Source organism: Paenibacillus maysiensis (genome assembly GCF_000520815.1).
In the GTDB taxonomy this organism is placed as follows: Bacteria; Bacillota; Bacilli; order Paenibacillales; family Paenibacillaceae; genus Paenibacillus; species Paenibacillus maysiensis.
The window spans coordinates 17,076-31,224 of sequence record NZ_ASRY01000075.1 but is presented as its reverse complement, the minus strand read 5'-3'; the positions used below and the strand labels follow the sequence as shown (position 1 = coordinate 31,224).

The 14,149-nt window shown below is 46.2% G+C and carries 14 protein-coding genes and 1 riboswitch; of the genes, 11 read left to right on the top strand and 3 right to left on the bottom strand.

The annotated features are described in order from the left end of the window. Positions 1-375: 375 nt before the first annotated feature. The 7 genes from L696_RS0105060 to L696_RS0105030 all read left to right on the top strand — a co-directional run bounded on the left by L696_RS0105060 (position 376) and on the right by L696_RS0105030 (position 7,101). Positions 376-1,929, top strand: a complete 1,554-nt coding sequence (locus tag L696_RS0105060) for an ABC-F family ATP-binding cassette domain-containing protein (RefSeq protein ID WP_025682675.1) — start codon at positions 376-378, stop codon at positions 1,927-1,929. Positions 1,930-2,017: 88 nt separating this feature from the next. Further along, positions 2,018-2,126, top strand: a riboswitch (TPP riboswitch). A gap of 281 nt (positions 2,127-2,407) precedes the next feature. Next, a complete protein-coding gene (locus L696_RS0105055; protein ID WP_280740118.1) occupies positions 2,408-3,022 on the top strand; it encodes a thiamine phosphate synthase in 615 nt (204 codons plus the stop codon). A gap of 64 nt (positions 3,023-3,086) precedes the next feature. Then, on the top strand, positions 3,087-4,235 hold the full coding sequence (gene thiO, locus L696_RS0105050; protein ID WP_025682673.1) for a glycine oxidase ThiO: 1,149 nt from the start codon (positions 3,087-3,089) through the stop codon (positions 4,233-4,235). Further along, positions 4,232-4,435, top strand: a complete 204-nt coding sequence (thiS, locus tag L696_RS0105045) for a sulfur carrier protein ThiS (protein WP_014281483.1) — start codon at positions 4,232-4,234, stop codon at positions 4,433-4,435. Before thiO ends, thiS begins: the two co-directional genes overlap by 4 nt. A 2-nt stretch (positions 4,436-4,437) precedes the next feature. Further along, positions 4,438-5,205 (top strand): thiazole synthase, encoded by a 768-nt coding sequence (locus L696_RS0105040; protein WP_025682672.1) that lies wholly within the window; start codon positions 4,438-4,440, stop codon positions 5,203-5,205. Then, complete coding sequence (locus L696_RS0105035) at positions 5,202-6,260, top strand: ThiF family adenylyltransferase (protein WP_025682671.1); 1,059 nt, start codon at positions 5,202-5,204, stop codon at positions 6,258-6,260. The genes L696_RS0105040 and L696_RS0105035 overlap by 4 nt, the downstream gene beginning before the upstream one ends. 145 nt (positions 6,261-6,405) lie before the next feature. Beyond that, a complete protein-coding gene (locus L696_RS0105030) occupies positions 6,406-7,101 on the top strand; it encodes a response regulator transcription factor (protein ID WP_025682670.1) in 696 nt (231 codons plus the stop codon). A gap of 71 nt (positions 7,102-7,172) precedes the next feature. Here L696_RS0105030 and L696_RS0105025 read toward each other — a convergent pair whose 3' ends face one another. Together L696_RS0105025 and L696_RS0105020 are read right to left on the bottom strand one after the other, a co-directional pair. Then, positions 7,173-7,670: a C40 family peptidase gene (locus tag L696_RS0105025; protein WP_025682669.1), complete on the bottom strand. Its 498-nt coding sequence runs from the start codon at positions 7,668-7,670 to the stop codon at positions 7,173-7,175. A gap of 280 nt (positions 7,671-7,950) precedes the next feature. Beyond that, complete coding sequence (locus tag L696_RS0105020; RefSeq protein ID WP_025682668.1) at positions 7,951-8,592, bottom strand: thiamine diphosphokinase; 642 nt, start codon at positions 8,590-8,592, stop codon at positions 7,951-7,953. 149 nt (positions 8,593-8,741) lie between these two features. Between L696_RS0105020 and L696_RS0105015 the strand changes: the two genes are divergently transcribed. Beyond that, positions 8,742-9,206, top strand: a complete 465-nt coding sequence (locus L696_RS0105015) for a low molecular weight protein-tyrosine-phosphatase (RefSeq protein ID WP_025682667.1) — start codon at positions 8,742-8,744, stop codon at positions 9,204-9,206. 155 nt (positions 9,207-9,361) lie between these two features. On the opposite strand, the gene L696_RS0105010 is transcribed toward L696_RS0105015, so the two are convergent. Continuing rightward, positions 9,362-10,096 (bottom strand): alpha/beta hydrolase, encoded by a 735-nt coding sequence (locus L696_RS0105010; RefSeq protein ID WP_025682666.1) that lies wholly within the window; start codon positions 10,094-10,096, stop codon positions 9,362-9,364. 255 nt (positions 10,097-10,351) lie between these two features. Here L696_RS0105010 and pdhA point away from each other — a divergent pair, with 255 nt between their 5' ends. From pdhA to L696_RS0104995, 3 genes are all read left to right on the top strand, one after another. Continuing rightward, positions 10,352-11,419 (top strand): pyruvate dehydrogenase (acetyl-transferring) E1 component subunit alpha, encoded by a 1,068-nt coding sequence (gene pdhA, locus L696_RS0105005; RefSeq protein WP_025682665.1) that lies wholly within the window; start codon positions 10,352-10,354, stop codon positions 11,417-11,419. A 110-nt stretch (positions 11,420-11,529) separates the two neighbouring features. After that, positions 11,530-12,510: an alpha-ketoacid dehydrogenase subunit beta gene (locus tag L696_RS0105000; RefSeq protein ID WP_025682664.1), complete on the top strand. Its 981-nt coding sequence runs from the start codon at positions 11,530-11,532 to the stop codon at positions 12,508-12,510. Positions 12,511-12,544: 34 nt separating this feature from the next. Next, complete coding sequence (locus L696_RS0104995) at positions 12,545-14,146, top strand: 2-oxo acid dehydrogenase subunit E2 (RefSeq protein WP_025682663.1); 1,602 nt, start codon at positions 12,545-12,547, stop codon at positions 14,144-14,146. Positions 14,147-14,149 lie beyond the last annotated feature (3 nt).

Genomic DNA, 14,149 nt, shown 5'->3' with positions numbered 1-14,149 from the left:
GTGGGGAGAAAAAAAGCCATTATCGGCGGCGTAGAGCCGGATACCGGAATGAAATATTTTTACAGAAATTCTTGTCCAGCTCCATTTAAAGCGACAGAGCGTTTTACGGATGAAAAATCTGCGGCGGCCGCAGGGTATTTTGAATATAAATGTTATAATGATTATAAATAAATCTTTAAACAATCTCTAAATAAATCACTCCTACGAGTGATTTTTCTTTTTTTATAAGCAGACAATATCAAAATCCTTCAAATTCACCCAATTTCAATATTCCGATAAGGCTGCTGAATGTGCTACAATAAGGCTTTGAAAGAAATGCATATGAAATAAGAACAGTCGGCATCGCCGATGACAATAAGGAGCCAAAAACAGCTTATGAGTTTATTGACTGTAGAAAATGTATCCCATAACTTTGGGGACCGCGCATTGTTTAAAAATGTATCCTTTCGATTGCTCGGAGGGGAACATGTAGGTTTGGTCGGAGCCAACGGTGTGGGTAAATCGACACTGATGAACATCCTGACCGGGAAGTTGCTTAAGGATGAAGGCAAAGTGGAATGGACTCCACGTGTACGTTATGGCTATCTGGATCAGCACACCAAGCTGACACCTGGCAAAACAGTGCGTGATGTACTGAAGGACGCCTTTCTTCCGTTGTTGGAATTGGAAAAGGAAATGATGCAGATCACTGACAAGATGGGTGAAGCTTCTCCCGAAGAACTGGAAGTGCTGCTGGAAGAGATGGGTGAAATTCAGGAACAACTGGATATGGGGGATTTTTACCTCATCGATGTGAAGGTTGAAGAAATGGCGAATGGATTGGGCCTTTCCGCGATAGGACTGGATCGGGATGTATCCGCACTTAGCGGTGGACAACGGACCAAGGTGCTTCTTGCCAAGCTGCTGCTGGAAAAGCCGAATGTGCTGCTGCTGGATGAGCCTACCAACTATTTGGATGTAGAGCATATTGATTGGCTTACACGCTATTTGAAGGATTATCCATATGCGTTTATTCTTATTTCTCATGATACTGAGTTTATGAATCAGGTCGTGAATGTCATCTATCATCTTGAATTTGCCAAAATGACCCGTTATTCAGCCAACTATGAAAAGTTCCTTGAAATGGCGGACCTGAACAAAAGTCAGCATATTGAAGCTTATGAGAAGCAGCAGGATTTTATTAAGAAACAGGAAGATTTCATTCAACGTAATAAGGCGCGCGCCTCTACGTCAGGTCGGGCGAAGAGCCGTGAGAAGCAGCTTGATCGAATCGAGCGCATTGATAAACCGGAAGAAGCGGCTAAACCAACATTCCAATTTAAAGAAGCACGTGCGAGTGGGAAAACGGTATTTGAGGGTATTGATTTTGAAATTGGCTACACCCATGCCCTGTTGCCTAAAATGTCCATGACGATTGAACGTGGCGATAAAATTGCGATTGTGGGCTACAATGGTGTCGGTAAATCGACATTGCTCAAAACCATTCTGGGAAAAATTCCGCCGATCAGCGGCAAGACCTATCAAGGGGATTTCTTGCAGCCAGCTTATTTTGAGCAAGAGGTACGCGCAGAGAAAGTTACACCGATTGAGGATGTGTGGAATGAATTCCCACACTTGAACCAGCATGAAGTAAGAGCGCATTTGGCGCGTTGCGGATTGAAAAATGAGCATATCACCCGTCCACTATCCGCGCTCAGTGGTGGTGAGCAGGCCAAAGTCCGCCTATGCAAACTGCTAATGCGGGAAAGCAACTGGGTGCTGTTCGATGAGCCTACCAACCACTTGGATATCAAAGCGAAGGATGAGCTGAAACGTGCCTTGAAGGAATACAAAGGAACGGTATTGCTCGTATCTCACGAACCGGACTTTTACGAGGATTGGGTAACCAAAACGTGGAATGTGGAAGAATGGTCAAGTAAAGTCAACTAAATATCCAGTTCTGTACCAAGCTTCACAAGAAGCGGGGTTTGCAGGAATAGGAAAATATGCTAAGCTATCTTTAGCTGATACAATAAAATAGTTACACTAGGGGAGCCGCCCATGCGGCTGAGACGGAATAAACGGATTTCGGACCCTTTGCACCTGATCTGGGTTATGCCAGCGTAGGGAAGTGCGCGCCGTACAAACGAGGTTACGAATTCATTACTTTGTTTGTACGTGGGACGATATACGTATACGGATATAATGGTCCGTTCGGTTATTGGACGTACGTTAAACCACTTCCTTTGGGAAGTGGTTTTTTTGCGTTTTCGTTCGTGTTCATATGTTCGTATTCATATCCCGTACCCCTTCATTTTTTTGCTGGTAAACGTGGCTAGTCCATGCCGTATAGCACGATATGAGACTGTAAAGATACAGGGTCAGCTTACAACCATTTAGTCTATTGTGAGGTGAGAATGAGATCGAATTGCACGTAATTACGATGGAAGGCGATTCCGATGCACATGCACATACTGCCCAATTGGCTGCTGCTATTCATCCGTATGTTCATTATGTACACGTGCGCTTGAAGCAGAAGGGCGCATTTGAACTCCTTGCATTGACCCGCAGTATGGCAAATCTGGGAGTTCCTTTACAGCAAATTGCAGTAAATGACCGGGTGGATGTTGCTTTGCTTACCTCCGTTGGAGCTATCCAGCTACCGGCTAACGGATTACCTGTTGGGGATGTCAAAAGTATACTTCCAGAGGGTACGCGCTGCGGGGTGTCGGTGCATTCTTTGGAGGAGGCACAGGCTGCCGAACGGGCAGGAGCGGATTATGTACTCTATGGTCATGTGTATGAGACTCACTGCAAGCCGGGGGTCACTCCGCGAGGTATAGTACAGCTTGAGCGCATATGCAGGTTGTTGAACATCCCTGTGATTGCTCTAGGCGGCATACAACCACGCCATATTCCCGAGCTGTATACTGCGGGTGCAAGCGGAATTGCGGTGATGTCCGGCATCTGGGAGGCTGAGTCCCCCGTTGCGGCTGCGATGGCGTACAGGCGAATGGCGGATCGGGTAGTTCACAGCCTGTAGTGGTGAAACGAAAGTAGGAGATCGCTGCAAGCAGAATCGTTAGTGGAGAGGAGAGATGGAACATATGCCAGAGATAAAAACAGAGGCACAAGCTATTGGACACGCTGAATGCTTGGTGATTGGTGGAGGTGTCATCGGTAGCTCCATTGCTTATCATATGGCCAAGGAGGGTCGCAGTACGATATTGGTGGAACGATTCATTCCGGGCGAGGGAGCCTCAGGGGCTGCGGTTGGGATGCTGGCAGCAGAGAGTGAAGAATTCACCGACCCGGAGTTGGCACAGTTCGCTCGCACAAGCCGGGATGCATTTCCCGAGCTGGTTCGTGACCTGGAGCGTTTGTCCGGTGTTGCGGTGGAATTCCGAACAGAAGGATTCGTGACTCCCTTCCGTTCGGAAGCAGAGGGGCAAAAACGCTGGAATGCGGCTATTGCGCGAGAGGGTGATCATCCTGTGTGGTGGGATGCCAGAGAATTGGCCCGCCGAATTCCATGTTTGGATGGTCAAGTGATCGGGGCTATATACCGATCAAAGGAGACACAGATTTCTCCTGCCCAGCTTTGTCGTGCTTATACGGGGGCAGCTGTCGTACTGGGAGCAACAATATGCTCTGGTACACAGGCGGAGCAACTCGTAGTACAGAATGGGCGAGTTTGTGGCGTACAAACAGACAGTGGTTTTTTTTCCTGCGAACAGGTCATTATTGCTGGAGGCTTGGATAGTATGAGACTGCTGGAGCAGGTTGGTTTTGAATATCCGCTTAATCCGGTCAAAGGTGAGGCTGTTGCAGTCTCCTTGAAGGATCATCCATTGGAATATACCATTTACGCCGATGATATTTACCTGGTGCCCAAGCGGAAGAACGAGCTTTGGATTGGGGCGACGAGTCTGCCACATCAGTACGACAAAGAGGTCACCATTGGAAGCCTGGAGGGGCTGCTGGTCCGTGCTTCTGCCTGGCTGCCTCGCGTCCGTGAAGCTTCTTTTATACGCACTTGGGCGGGCTTGCGTCCGCAGGCAGTAGCGGGGCGTCCTTGTATTGGGCCTGTTCCCGGCGTAGAAGGAGTATATGCCGCGGTCGGGCACTACCGGAACGGTGTGCTGCTGAGCGAAGCTACCGGGCGTGCGATAGCAGCGCTGTTAAAAGGGGCTGGTGTGGCTGAGCTTGGAATAAGCAGCTTTTCTCCTGAACGTATAAAGGAGGCGAGCAAATGAAGCTGACGATTAACGGTCAGAACATGACCTTTTCCAATCGGATCATTCATGTGGATCAACTGCTGAAAGAGCTGGATTTGAAAGTAAAAACTGTAGTGGTGGAGCTGAATCGTCACATATTGACTCGTGAAGATCATGATGAAGCGGTACTGAAGGATGGAGATAGCTTGGAAATTGTACATTTTGTGGGAGGCGGTTAATTATGTTAACGATTGGAAAAGCATCTTTTACGTCAAGGCTGCTATTGGGTACAGGAAAATTCCCTGATCTGGATATTCAATCCAAAGCTGTGGAAGCTGCGGAGACCGAAATATTGACGTTTGCCGTGCGGAGATTAAATTTGGAGGAACGGGATAAGCAACATTTTCTGGATACGCTGGATTTGAGTCGTTATACGTTGCTGCCTAATACGGCTGGAGCGACGACAGCGGATGAGGCAGTGCGTATCGCTAAGCTGGCGAGAGCCTCAGGTCTGTGCGATATGATTAAGGTGGAGGTCATTGGGGATAGCAAGACCTTGCTGCCTGATCCTTTTGAAACGCTCAAGGCCAGTGAAAAACTGCTGGAGGAAGGCTTTATCGTGCTGCCTTACATATCGGATGATGTGATTCTTGCCAAAAGGCTGCAAAAGCTTGGTGTACATGCCGTTATGCCTGGAGCTTCACCCATTGGTACCGGACGCGGCTTGCTAAACCCGTTCTCATTGGAGCTAATTATTGAACAAGCGGAGGTTCCAGTTATCGTCGATGCGGGTATTCGCTCACCTGGAGATGCGGCAATGGCGATGCAACTGGGGGCAGATGCCGTGCTGTTGAATACAGCTGTATCAGGAGCTCAGGACCCTGTGAAAATGGCTGAGGCGATGAAGCTGGCTGTTCGCGCGGGCAGATACGGTTTTGAGGCGGGCATGATTCCTGTAAAACGTTATGCCTCGGCAAGCAGCCCGACAGAAGGCTTGGTTCAGGCATGAAGGCGACTGAAAAAACTGGTGTGCAAGTACAACCAAATGATCGTTATTCCAGACAGGAAAGATTCGCCCCTTTCGGGCCGGAAGGACAACGTCGTCTGGCTTTATCCCACGTACTGATCATAGGTACTGGAGCGCTGGGTACCGGGATTGCGGAAACGCTCGTTCGTGGAGGCGTAGGCACTGTGACCATCGCAGACAGAGATTATGTGGAATGGAGTAACTTGCAGCGCCAGCAGCTTTTTCAGGAGAGTGACGCCGCAGAGAGGTGCCCCAAAGCAGTAGCTGCCCAGCGAAGACTAAAGGAAATCAATTCGGAAACGATCATACATGCACATGTACTGGATGTTGGGGTAGAGGAATTGGAAGAGCTGATTCAGGGAGTGGACCTCATTATGGATGCCACCGACAACTTTGATACCCGGCTACTTATGAACGATATGGCACAAAAGCATCGCATTCCTTGGATTTATGGGGGATGTGTTGGCAGCTATGGTGTAACCTATACCATTTTACCAAGGAAAACGCCTTGTCTTCATTGTCTGCTTGGAGCTGTACCGTTCGGCGGAGAAACCTGTGATACCGCAGGAATTATACCACAGGCGGTGCAGATGGTCACGGCCAACCAGACCACGGAAGCCTTCAAGCTACTTGGTGGATACCCGGAGGATCTTAGGGGGAAGCTGCTTTCGTTTGATCTGTGGCAAAATGAGTATGTAGCGATAACAGTAGACAGTGTCAAAAAAGCGGATTGTCCTTCTTGTGGCACTCATCCGACCTACCCTTATTTGTCGGTAGCCCATCGCCAGAAAACAGATGTACTGTGTGGCCGGGATACCGTTCAAATTAGACCCGCAAAGCCGATACAGGTGAATCTTCAAGAAACAGCAGACAGACTGGCTTCTTTGGGAGAGGGAAGAGTGGAGCAGAATCCGTTTCTGGTTTCTTTCAGTCAGGGAGCGCACCGTTTAGTTATTTTTGCAGATGGAAGAGCCTTGATACACGGAACGAAGGACGTAACAGAAGCAAGGAAAATCTATCACCGCTATTTAGGCTAAACCGTAAAAGCAGGAAGTCTTCCCCCGGGGAATGATTTCTCTGCTTTTTTGTTACAATATAATAAATAATGCTTAAATAAGTTTGTATCAATTACGTCTGTATCCATTTCGCAGTCCTATGTCCAAACACAGGTGGGTGAGAAGAATGAACCCGTTAATTTTACTCGTGAATGGGAATGAAGCATCTGCTACTACGTACATGCATCAGTTGAAGCAGGAAGGCTATCAGGTTGTTTACGCCCGCAATGTAGCGGAGGGAGAGTCCTATTTAGACGAAAATTCTGTGAATTTGCTGCTGCTCAATATGGAGAATGAGCAGGCCGATACACAAGGCTTGATCCGCATCATGCAGCAAAATGATCCCACTGTTCCCATGTTCGTAATGACCTCATCAGACGATGAGAACCATATTGTTTCCTGTTTTGAGCAGGGAGCACACGATGTGATTGTCCAACCCTTTTCCCCTAAAGTGTTTCAAGCCAGAGTGGCTAATTTATTGCGGATTTTTGGTACTGCACGTGATGTGAAAAGGCCGATACAGGCGGGTGATTTACATATTGATAGTGGAAGTAGACTGGTAAGCAGAGGCGGACAGAAGCTGGAATTAACTCCGAAAGAATTTGATCTTTTGTTTCATCTGGCTATTCATCTAAATCAGGTTTGCAGCAGGCAGCAAATTTTGAAGGATGTCTGGAAGCATGATTATATTGTTGATACGAACGTAGTAGACGTGTATATCAGGCATTTGAGAGTCAAGGTAGACAAAGGACAAAGATTCAAAATGATTCGCACGGAACGAGGCATCGGCTATTCACTCAGAACACCCCCTGAAGTAGAGTAGTAAAGTATGGGGAAATATAAAAAAAGCCGAGACCCAGAGTCCCGGCTTGAAAAGGCTAAATCAAATGAATGCTACAGCACGCGGCGTGCTTTGATATATGTTCTTTTCCAGTTGGCGGAGTTCAAATCAGAGAAAGTAACCCCAGGTCTGCCGTATGTGTGTAAAATTTTACCTCCGCCTACATAGACCGCTACATGTGTAATGTTGCGACCTGTGGCGCGGCTACCGCTCGAAAAGAACACGAGGTCGCCCTTTTTCAGATTGGACTTGGATACGGCATGTCCTACTTTGGATTGTGCAACAGAGGTACGAGGCAAGTCGACGCCGTATTTCTCAAATATGTGCTTCATGAAGGAAGAGCAATCGAAATTGCGTGTTGTGCTTGTGGAAGCACCAAATTTATAGGGAGTCCCCAGATATTTTTCACCGTAGTTAATTACTTTTTGACCTGCAGAAGTAGCGGTGGCAGCTTGAGCCGTATTTGTTCCCTCTAATGCAAACGTTCCAAAGCCGATAGAGGCTGCCATTCCTGTGATAATTGCCTTTTTTATGATTTTATGCATGTTCATGTTGTAAGTACCTCCAGAAATTGATTTGTATAATATTTTGCTGAGCTGCTAACTAACTGACAGCGTTGAGTATAACAGCTTTGAAGCCGCCTAATAGTTGGAAAAACACTCTCAAATGCTTGAGAGACAAGGCTTACACGCCAATTATTAAAAAACGATTAAAAATTACAATTTGTAAAAAATATCGAATTTCACAAATCGGGATAAATGATAAAACTCTTGATTAGCAAGGGTTTTAAGCAGAAAAAATCCTTTTACAAAGGTTACAACAATGTCATAATCAATCTTTGCTTTGGATCACAAGCAGCAGTCCACTTTCGATGGAAATCGTCCCTTTTGGAGCGATCAGCTGGTTGCTGACACCGCGTGATTGTCCCATTTTAAGTGTGGCATTGTGCAGTGGATACATAAATCCATCCAGCTCTATACCGGTTACTTCGGCAGTCATAGGAATGAGAGATGTATATGTATAACCCATAGGCTCAATCTCCAGCGTGGATCCAGTGAGTTCAATATAGTTATGGGCGTCCATAATGGCACAGCTTATATGATGTTGCATCGCACGTACCAATATTTGAACATTAGCCAACGTATGATCCATCCGTGTCCCCGTGACGCCAAGCATAAGCACATGCTCTGCCTGCTCATCCATGGCAATTTCCAGAGCGAGCTCTGTATCTGTCAGGTCCTTGAGCACCGGATCGCACGAAAGCATACGTTTACTTGCGGATTCAACCCGTGACTTTTCCTCAGGTGTTACTGAATCAAAGTCTCCTACAGATACGTGTGGCGTAATGCCGTGTTCAATCAGGAAAAGGGCACCTTTATCTGCACCAATAATAAAATCGCCGGGTTGTATTTGTTGTAGATCTTCCTCGCCAAGACGGCCGCCGGAAAATACAATCGCGCGCTTCTTTGTCATATTCAACATCCTTTCTGTCTGTCATACATCTACATAGCTCATCAGCTTTTAAGTATAACGCGTTAAATATGGCTTGCACAATTTTGGAGGGCATAGCTACAATGGAACAGAAAAAAGGAATTGTAACGCGCATTAGGAAGGAGAGACAAATGATTAACGTTTTGTTTGTGTGTTTGGGTAATATTTGCCGTTCGCCGATGGGGGAGGCGGTACTGAGACATAAAGCGCAGGAACGGGGACTGGGTACAAAAATTCGGGTAGACTCGGCAGGAACAGGAGACTGGCATATTGGGAATCCCCCGCATGAGGGAACGTTAAACCAGCTCAAGCTGCACGGAATTAGTGAACATGGCCTAGAGGCGCGGCAAATGAAAGGTCATGATTTTGAAGCGTTTGATTATATCGTGTGCATGGATGACTCCAATGAGCGAAACATACGCAAAATCGCGGGCGGAGCAGAGGCTGACATATTAAAATTCATGGACCTGCTGCCACAAGAAAAGCTGAGAGAGGTGCCGGACCCGTATTTCACCGGGAATTTTGAAGAGACATACCGATTAATGGACGCGGGATGCAATGCCTTGCTGGACAAAATCATAGAAGAAAAGCTATAATGTGAACGACAGAAGACGGCAAAAAATGCCGTTTTTCGTTATCCAGTTTTGAAAGCGTATCCAATATACAAAAAAAGAGGAAAGAGCATAACGACCCACTCTGGTCGACAAATGCCCAATCCCCGGTAGTCTCTGTAGCTTTGGAAAAGCTTCACTCAGGCACGATCTAAAAAATACATCAGCGCGTCAGGCAGCTCATTTTGCCAGAAGCCCCACAAATGCTTGCCGTCCTTTTCTCGATAAGAAACCTCGGCGTTCCGTTCGCGTAGCAAATCTGCGCATTGGCGGTTAAGCTCTACAAAATTGTAAATGCCGGTGTCGCTCTCAAACGCATCTTCCTGAAGACCAACCGTCATCCACACCCGCAGATGGGACAGATCACTTTCACGAGCGATAATTTCTTGTGAAGCTTCATAGTAAGCACCGGACAGGCTGATAATACGATTGAACAATTGGGGATATAGCAAGGCCAAATGCAGAGACACACTGCCTCCCAGTGAATCTCCAGCCAGAATCCGGGACGATGCATCTCTTCTTATAGGATATTTCTGTTCCACATAGGGAATAATCTCTTCTGCAAAACAGGCGGTGTACGCTTCAAAGCGATTGCCAAAGGGAGCATACTCCTGAGTTCTGACTTTCGTGTTGACTTCGACGCCGACGATGATGAAAGGCTCAACGCCTTCGTCCAGAATGAGACGATTTGCCTGTGTTGCAATACGGCCAAAATTGAAAAATTCCTCCCCGTCCTGACAATACACGACCGGGTAGCTCAAAATTTCATTATAGCCGGGCGGCAAATAAATACGGAGTGTTCTGGTCTCGCCAAGAAAACGGCTGTCTATTTCGTCTTTTAGGATAGTTCGTTTCAAATACCGGGAATCCGTCATTATTTGTCACCTTTCTGGGGTAAAATTTTGCATTCAGGATCACAATAAGTTAAGATTACCCTGATTGCAATAGATGTTTAAAATTTCAATCATGTACTAAGCTGTTATAGTAAAAATTGTTCCCTGTTACACACACAAAAATGTGGCAAACTCAAAAAAAATAACTAAATCTTTGACGCAAGCAATATAACAGGTGTATAATAATCCTATAACAGCGGAACTTGATATTCAAATTTTTTTGTTGAGGTGAAGAAAATGAGCAAGGTTCCTTATGAAGTGTACACAGAGGAAGTTAAGGCTCTGTCCGTGCTTTCTCCGGATGGTGAAATTATCAATAAAGATAAATTGCCTAAACTTACAGATGATCAGTTGAAAGAAATTATGTATCGCATGGTATTTACACGTACTTGGGATGATCGTGCCGTTAACTTGGGTCGTCAAGGACGTCTCGGCTTCTACGCTCCGGTATCCGGACAAGAAGCAACAATGATTGGTAGTGAATATGCACTCCAAAAAGAAGACTTTATTGCCCCAGGCTACCGCGATATTCCGCAAATCGTATGGCATGGCCTGCCATTATATCAAGCATTCCTGTATTCCCGTGGTCATCAACATGGCGGCCAAGTGCCGGACGGTGTTAATGTATTGATGCCGCAAATCATCATCGGCGCGCAAATTTTGCACGCTATGGGTATTGCAATGGGATACAAACTGAAAAAACAAAAACAAGTCGCCATTACATATACAGGTGACGGCGGTTCTTCAGAAGGTGACTTCTACGAAGGCCTGAACTATGCTGGTGTTTACAAGCTGCCAGTTATTTTCTTTGTACAAAACAATGGCTACGCAATCACAACTCCATTTGCGAAGCAAACGGCTGCTCTTTCTATCGCTCACAAAGCGGTTGCTGCCGGTATCAAAGGCGTGAAAATCGACGGAATGGACGTGCTCGCAGTTATCAAGGCTGTTCAAGATGCTGCTGAACGCGGACGTAACGGCGAAGGCGCAACATTGATCGAAGCTGTAACTTACCGTTTCCGTCCACATTCCCTGTCTGACGATGCAAGTAAGTATCGTTCGAAAGAAGAAGAAGGCGAATGGAATGCAAAAGATCCGATTGCCCGTTTTGCGAAATATCTTGAGAAGAAAGGTCTTTGGACTGAAGAAGATACAGCTCGCGTAAAAGAAGAAGCTAAAGCGAAAGTGAACGAAGAGATCAAAAAAGCCGAGAAAACAGAAAAAATGACCATTTCCGGCCTGATCGACAGCATGTTCGAATCTACGCCTAAGCATCTGGAAGAACAAAAAGCTGATTTTAAATAATTGAGCTTGAAATAAATCAGAGAGACCGGGCGGCATCCCGATCCGGTCTGTTTTTCAATTGAACCTGAACTGAAACTGATCTGTCAATGTTTAAGGAGGAAATGAAGCAAATGGCACAAATGAACATGAAAGAAGCGATTCGTGACGCACTGCGCGTAGAGTTGAAACGCGACCCTAACGTCCTGCTTTTTGGTGAAGACGTAGGTCATGTAGGTGGTGTATTCCGCGCAACAGAAGGTCTGCAAAAAGAGTTTGGTGAAGAACGTGTATTTGATACTCCGTTGGCGGAATCCGCAATCGGGGGTCTTGCTGTGGGTCTGGGTATCCAAGGTTTCCGCCCTGTAGCTGAAATCCAATTCGTAGGCTTTATTTTTGAAGCACTCGACCAAATGGCAATTCAAGCATCCCGTATGCGCTACCGTTCCGGTGGACGCTACAATTCTCCAATTGTATTCCGTACGCCTTTTGGCGGCGGGGTTAAAGCGGCTGAGCTGCATACAGATTCCCTGGAAGGACTTTTGGCTCAAACACCTGGTATCAAGGTTGTTGTTCCTTCCAATCCTTACGATGCAAAAGGTCTGATGATTGCGGCTATTCGCGATAACGATCCAGTATTTTTCATGGAGCATTTGAACCTGTACCATGCATTCCGCGCTGAAGTTCCTGAGGATGATTACACAGTTGAATTGGGTAAAGCGAACGTAGTTCGTGAAGGCTCCGATGTTACAATCATTACTTACGGTATGATGGTACACACTTCGATTAAAGCTGCTGATGAGCTGGAAAAAACAAAAGGTATCAAAGTGGAAATCATTGATTTGCGTACGATTAGCCCAATTGACATTGATACAATCGTGGCTTCCATTCAAAAAACAAATCGTGCCATCGTTGTTCAGGAAGCGCAAAAGAGCTCTGGCGTAGCTGCTGAAGTGATTGCACAAATTAACGAAAAAGCAATTCTGCATTTGGAAGCACCAGTTCTGCGTGTGGCAGGTCCAGATACCGTTTATCCTTTTGCTCAAATTGAAGATACTTGGTTGCCAACGCCAACACGTATTATTGATGCGGTTAATAAAGTATTGGAATTTTAATTAAAGCACACCGTAAATTTGGGAGGTTTTAAACGTGGCAAAATTTGAATATAAATTCCCGGAGCTGGGTGAAGGTCTTCACGAAGGCGAAATCATCAAGGTGCATATCAAGCCCGGCGACAAAGTAACAGATGAAGATATCATCATGGAAGTACAAAACGACAAGGCTGTAGTTGAAGTTCCATGTCCAGTCAATGGTACGGTTCAAGAAGTATTTGCCAAAGACGGAGACATCTTTAACGTAGGTCAAGTCGTAGCTGTAATCGATGCAGAAGGTGAACTTCCTGAACAAGAAGAAGCGCCGGAGGCTCCAGCTGCTAGCTCTGAGCCAAGTGCTGCTGCACAAAGCGGAGCTGCAGGTACAGCTACATTTGAATATAAATTCCCAGAGCTGGGCGAAGGTCTTCACGAAGGCGAAATCATCAAGATGCACATCAAGCCCGGCGATAAAGTAACAGATGAAGATATCATCATGGAAGTACAAAACGACAAGGCTGTAGTTGAAGTTCCATGTCCGGTCAATGGTACGGTTCAAGAAGTATTTGCCAAAGACGGAGACATCTTTAAGGTAGGTCAAGTTGTGGCAGTAATTGCTGCAGAGGGTGAGCTTCCTGAACAAGAAGAAGCACCGGCTGCTGCTAAACAAGAACAGGATGCTGCACAAGGCGGAGCTAACACAAAACCAGCTGCAACAAACAAAGACGTGCTGGCTACTCCTAGCGTACGCAAATTTGCACGTGAGCAAGATGTAAACATCGCTCAAGTGAGTGGCTCCGGCAAAAATGGTAAAATCACTAAAGAGGATGTAGAAGCTTTCAAAAATACTGGAGGCCAAGCGGCTGCACCAGTAGCGAAAGAAACAACAAAAGCACAAGAACCAGCTAAAAAAGAAGTGAAAGCTGCAGCGCCATCCGCACCAGCAGCAGACCCACATGCTGAGGAAGAGCGCGTACCATTTAAAGGTATCCGCAAAGCTATTTCCAATGCCATGGTTAAATCGGCTTACACGGCTCCGCACGTTACGATTATGGACGAAGTGGATGTAACCGAGCTGGTTGCTTTCCGTACTCGTATGAAACCTATTGCTGAGAAGAAAGGCACAAAAGTAACATACCTGCCATTCATCGTAAAAGCTTTGGTTGCCGCTTCCCGTCAATTCCCGGCTCTAAATGCCTCGATCGACGAAGAAGCAAACGAAATCGTCTACAAAAAATACTACAATATCGGTATCGCTACAGATACAGACAACGGCTTGATCGTTCCGGTTATCAAAGATGCTGATCGTAAGAGTATCTGGATGATCGCTGATTCCATTCGTGATCTGGCTGTACGCGGTCGTGATGGAAAATTGGCTGCAAACGAAATGAGAGGAGGCACAATTTCCATCACTAACATCGGTTCTGCAGGCGGTATGTTCTTTACTCCAATTATCAACTTCCCTGAAGTTGCGATTTTGGGAACGGGTCGTATCAGTGAAAAAGCAGTTGTGAAAAACGGTGAAATTGTTGCCGCTCCAGTTATGGCTCTTTCTCTGAGCTTTGACCATCGTATTATTGACGGTGCAACTGCTCAGAACTTCATGAACTATATCAAACAGCTGCTCGCTAACCCTGAGCTGCTTGTTATGGAGGTGTAATCA

Excerpts from the sequence above, each read along its gene's own strand:
- L696_RS0105060 (WP_025682675.1), top strand. The coding sequence starts at position 376 with ATGAGTTTATTGACTGTAGAAAATGTATCCCATAACTTTGGGGACCGC.
- thiO (WP_025682673.1), top strand. The coding sequence starts at position 3,087 with ATGCCAGAGATAAAAACAGAGGCACAAGCTATTGGACACGCTGAATGC.
- thiS (WP_014281483.1), top strand. The coding sequence starts at position 4,232 with ATGAAGCTGACGATTAACGGTCAGAACATGACCTTTTCCAATCGGATC.
- L696_RS0105040 (WP_025682672.1), top strand. The coding sequence starts at position 4,438 with ATGTTAACGATTGGAAAAGCATCTTTTACGTCAAGGCTGCTATTGGGT.
- L696_RS0105035 (WP_025682671.1), top strand. The coding sequence starts at position 5,202 with ATGAAGGCGACTGAAAAAACTGGTGTGCAAGTACAACCAAATGATCGT.
- L696_RS0105030 (WP_025682670.1), top strand. The coding sequence starts at position 6,406 with ATGAACCCGTTAATTTTACTCGTGAATGGGAATGAAGCATCTGCTACT.
- L696_RS0105025 (WP_025682669.1), bottom strand. The coding sequence starts at position 7,670 with ATGAACATGCATAAAATCATAAAAAAGGCAATTATCACAGGAATGGCA.
- L696_RS0105020 (WP_025682668.1), bottom strand. The coding sequence starts at position 8,592 with ATGACAAAGAAGCGCGCGATTGTATTTTCCGGCGGCCGTCTTGGCGAG.
- L696_RS0105015 (WP_025682667.1), top strand. The coding sequence starts at position 8,742 with ATGATTAACGTTTTGTTTGTGTGTTTGGGTAATATTTGCCGTTCGCCG.
- L696_RS0105010 (WP_025682666.1), bottom strand. The coding sequence starts at position 10,096 with ATGACGGATTCCCGGTATTTGAAACGAACTATCCTAAAAGACGAAATA.
- pdhA (WP_025682665.1), top strand. The coding sequence starts at position 10,352 with ATGAGCAAGGTTCCTTATGAAGTGTACACAGAGGAAGTTAAGGCTCTG.
- L696_RS0105000 (WP_025682664.1), top strand. The coding sequence starts at position 11,530 with ATGGCACAAATGAACATGAAAGAAGCGATTCGTGACGCACTGCGCGTA.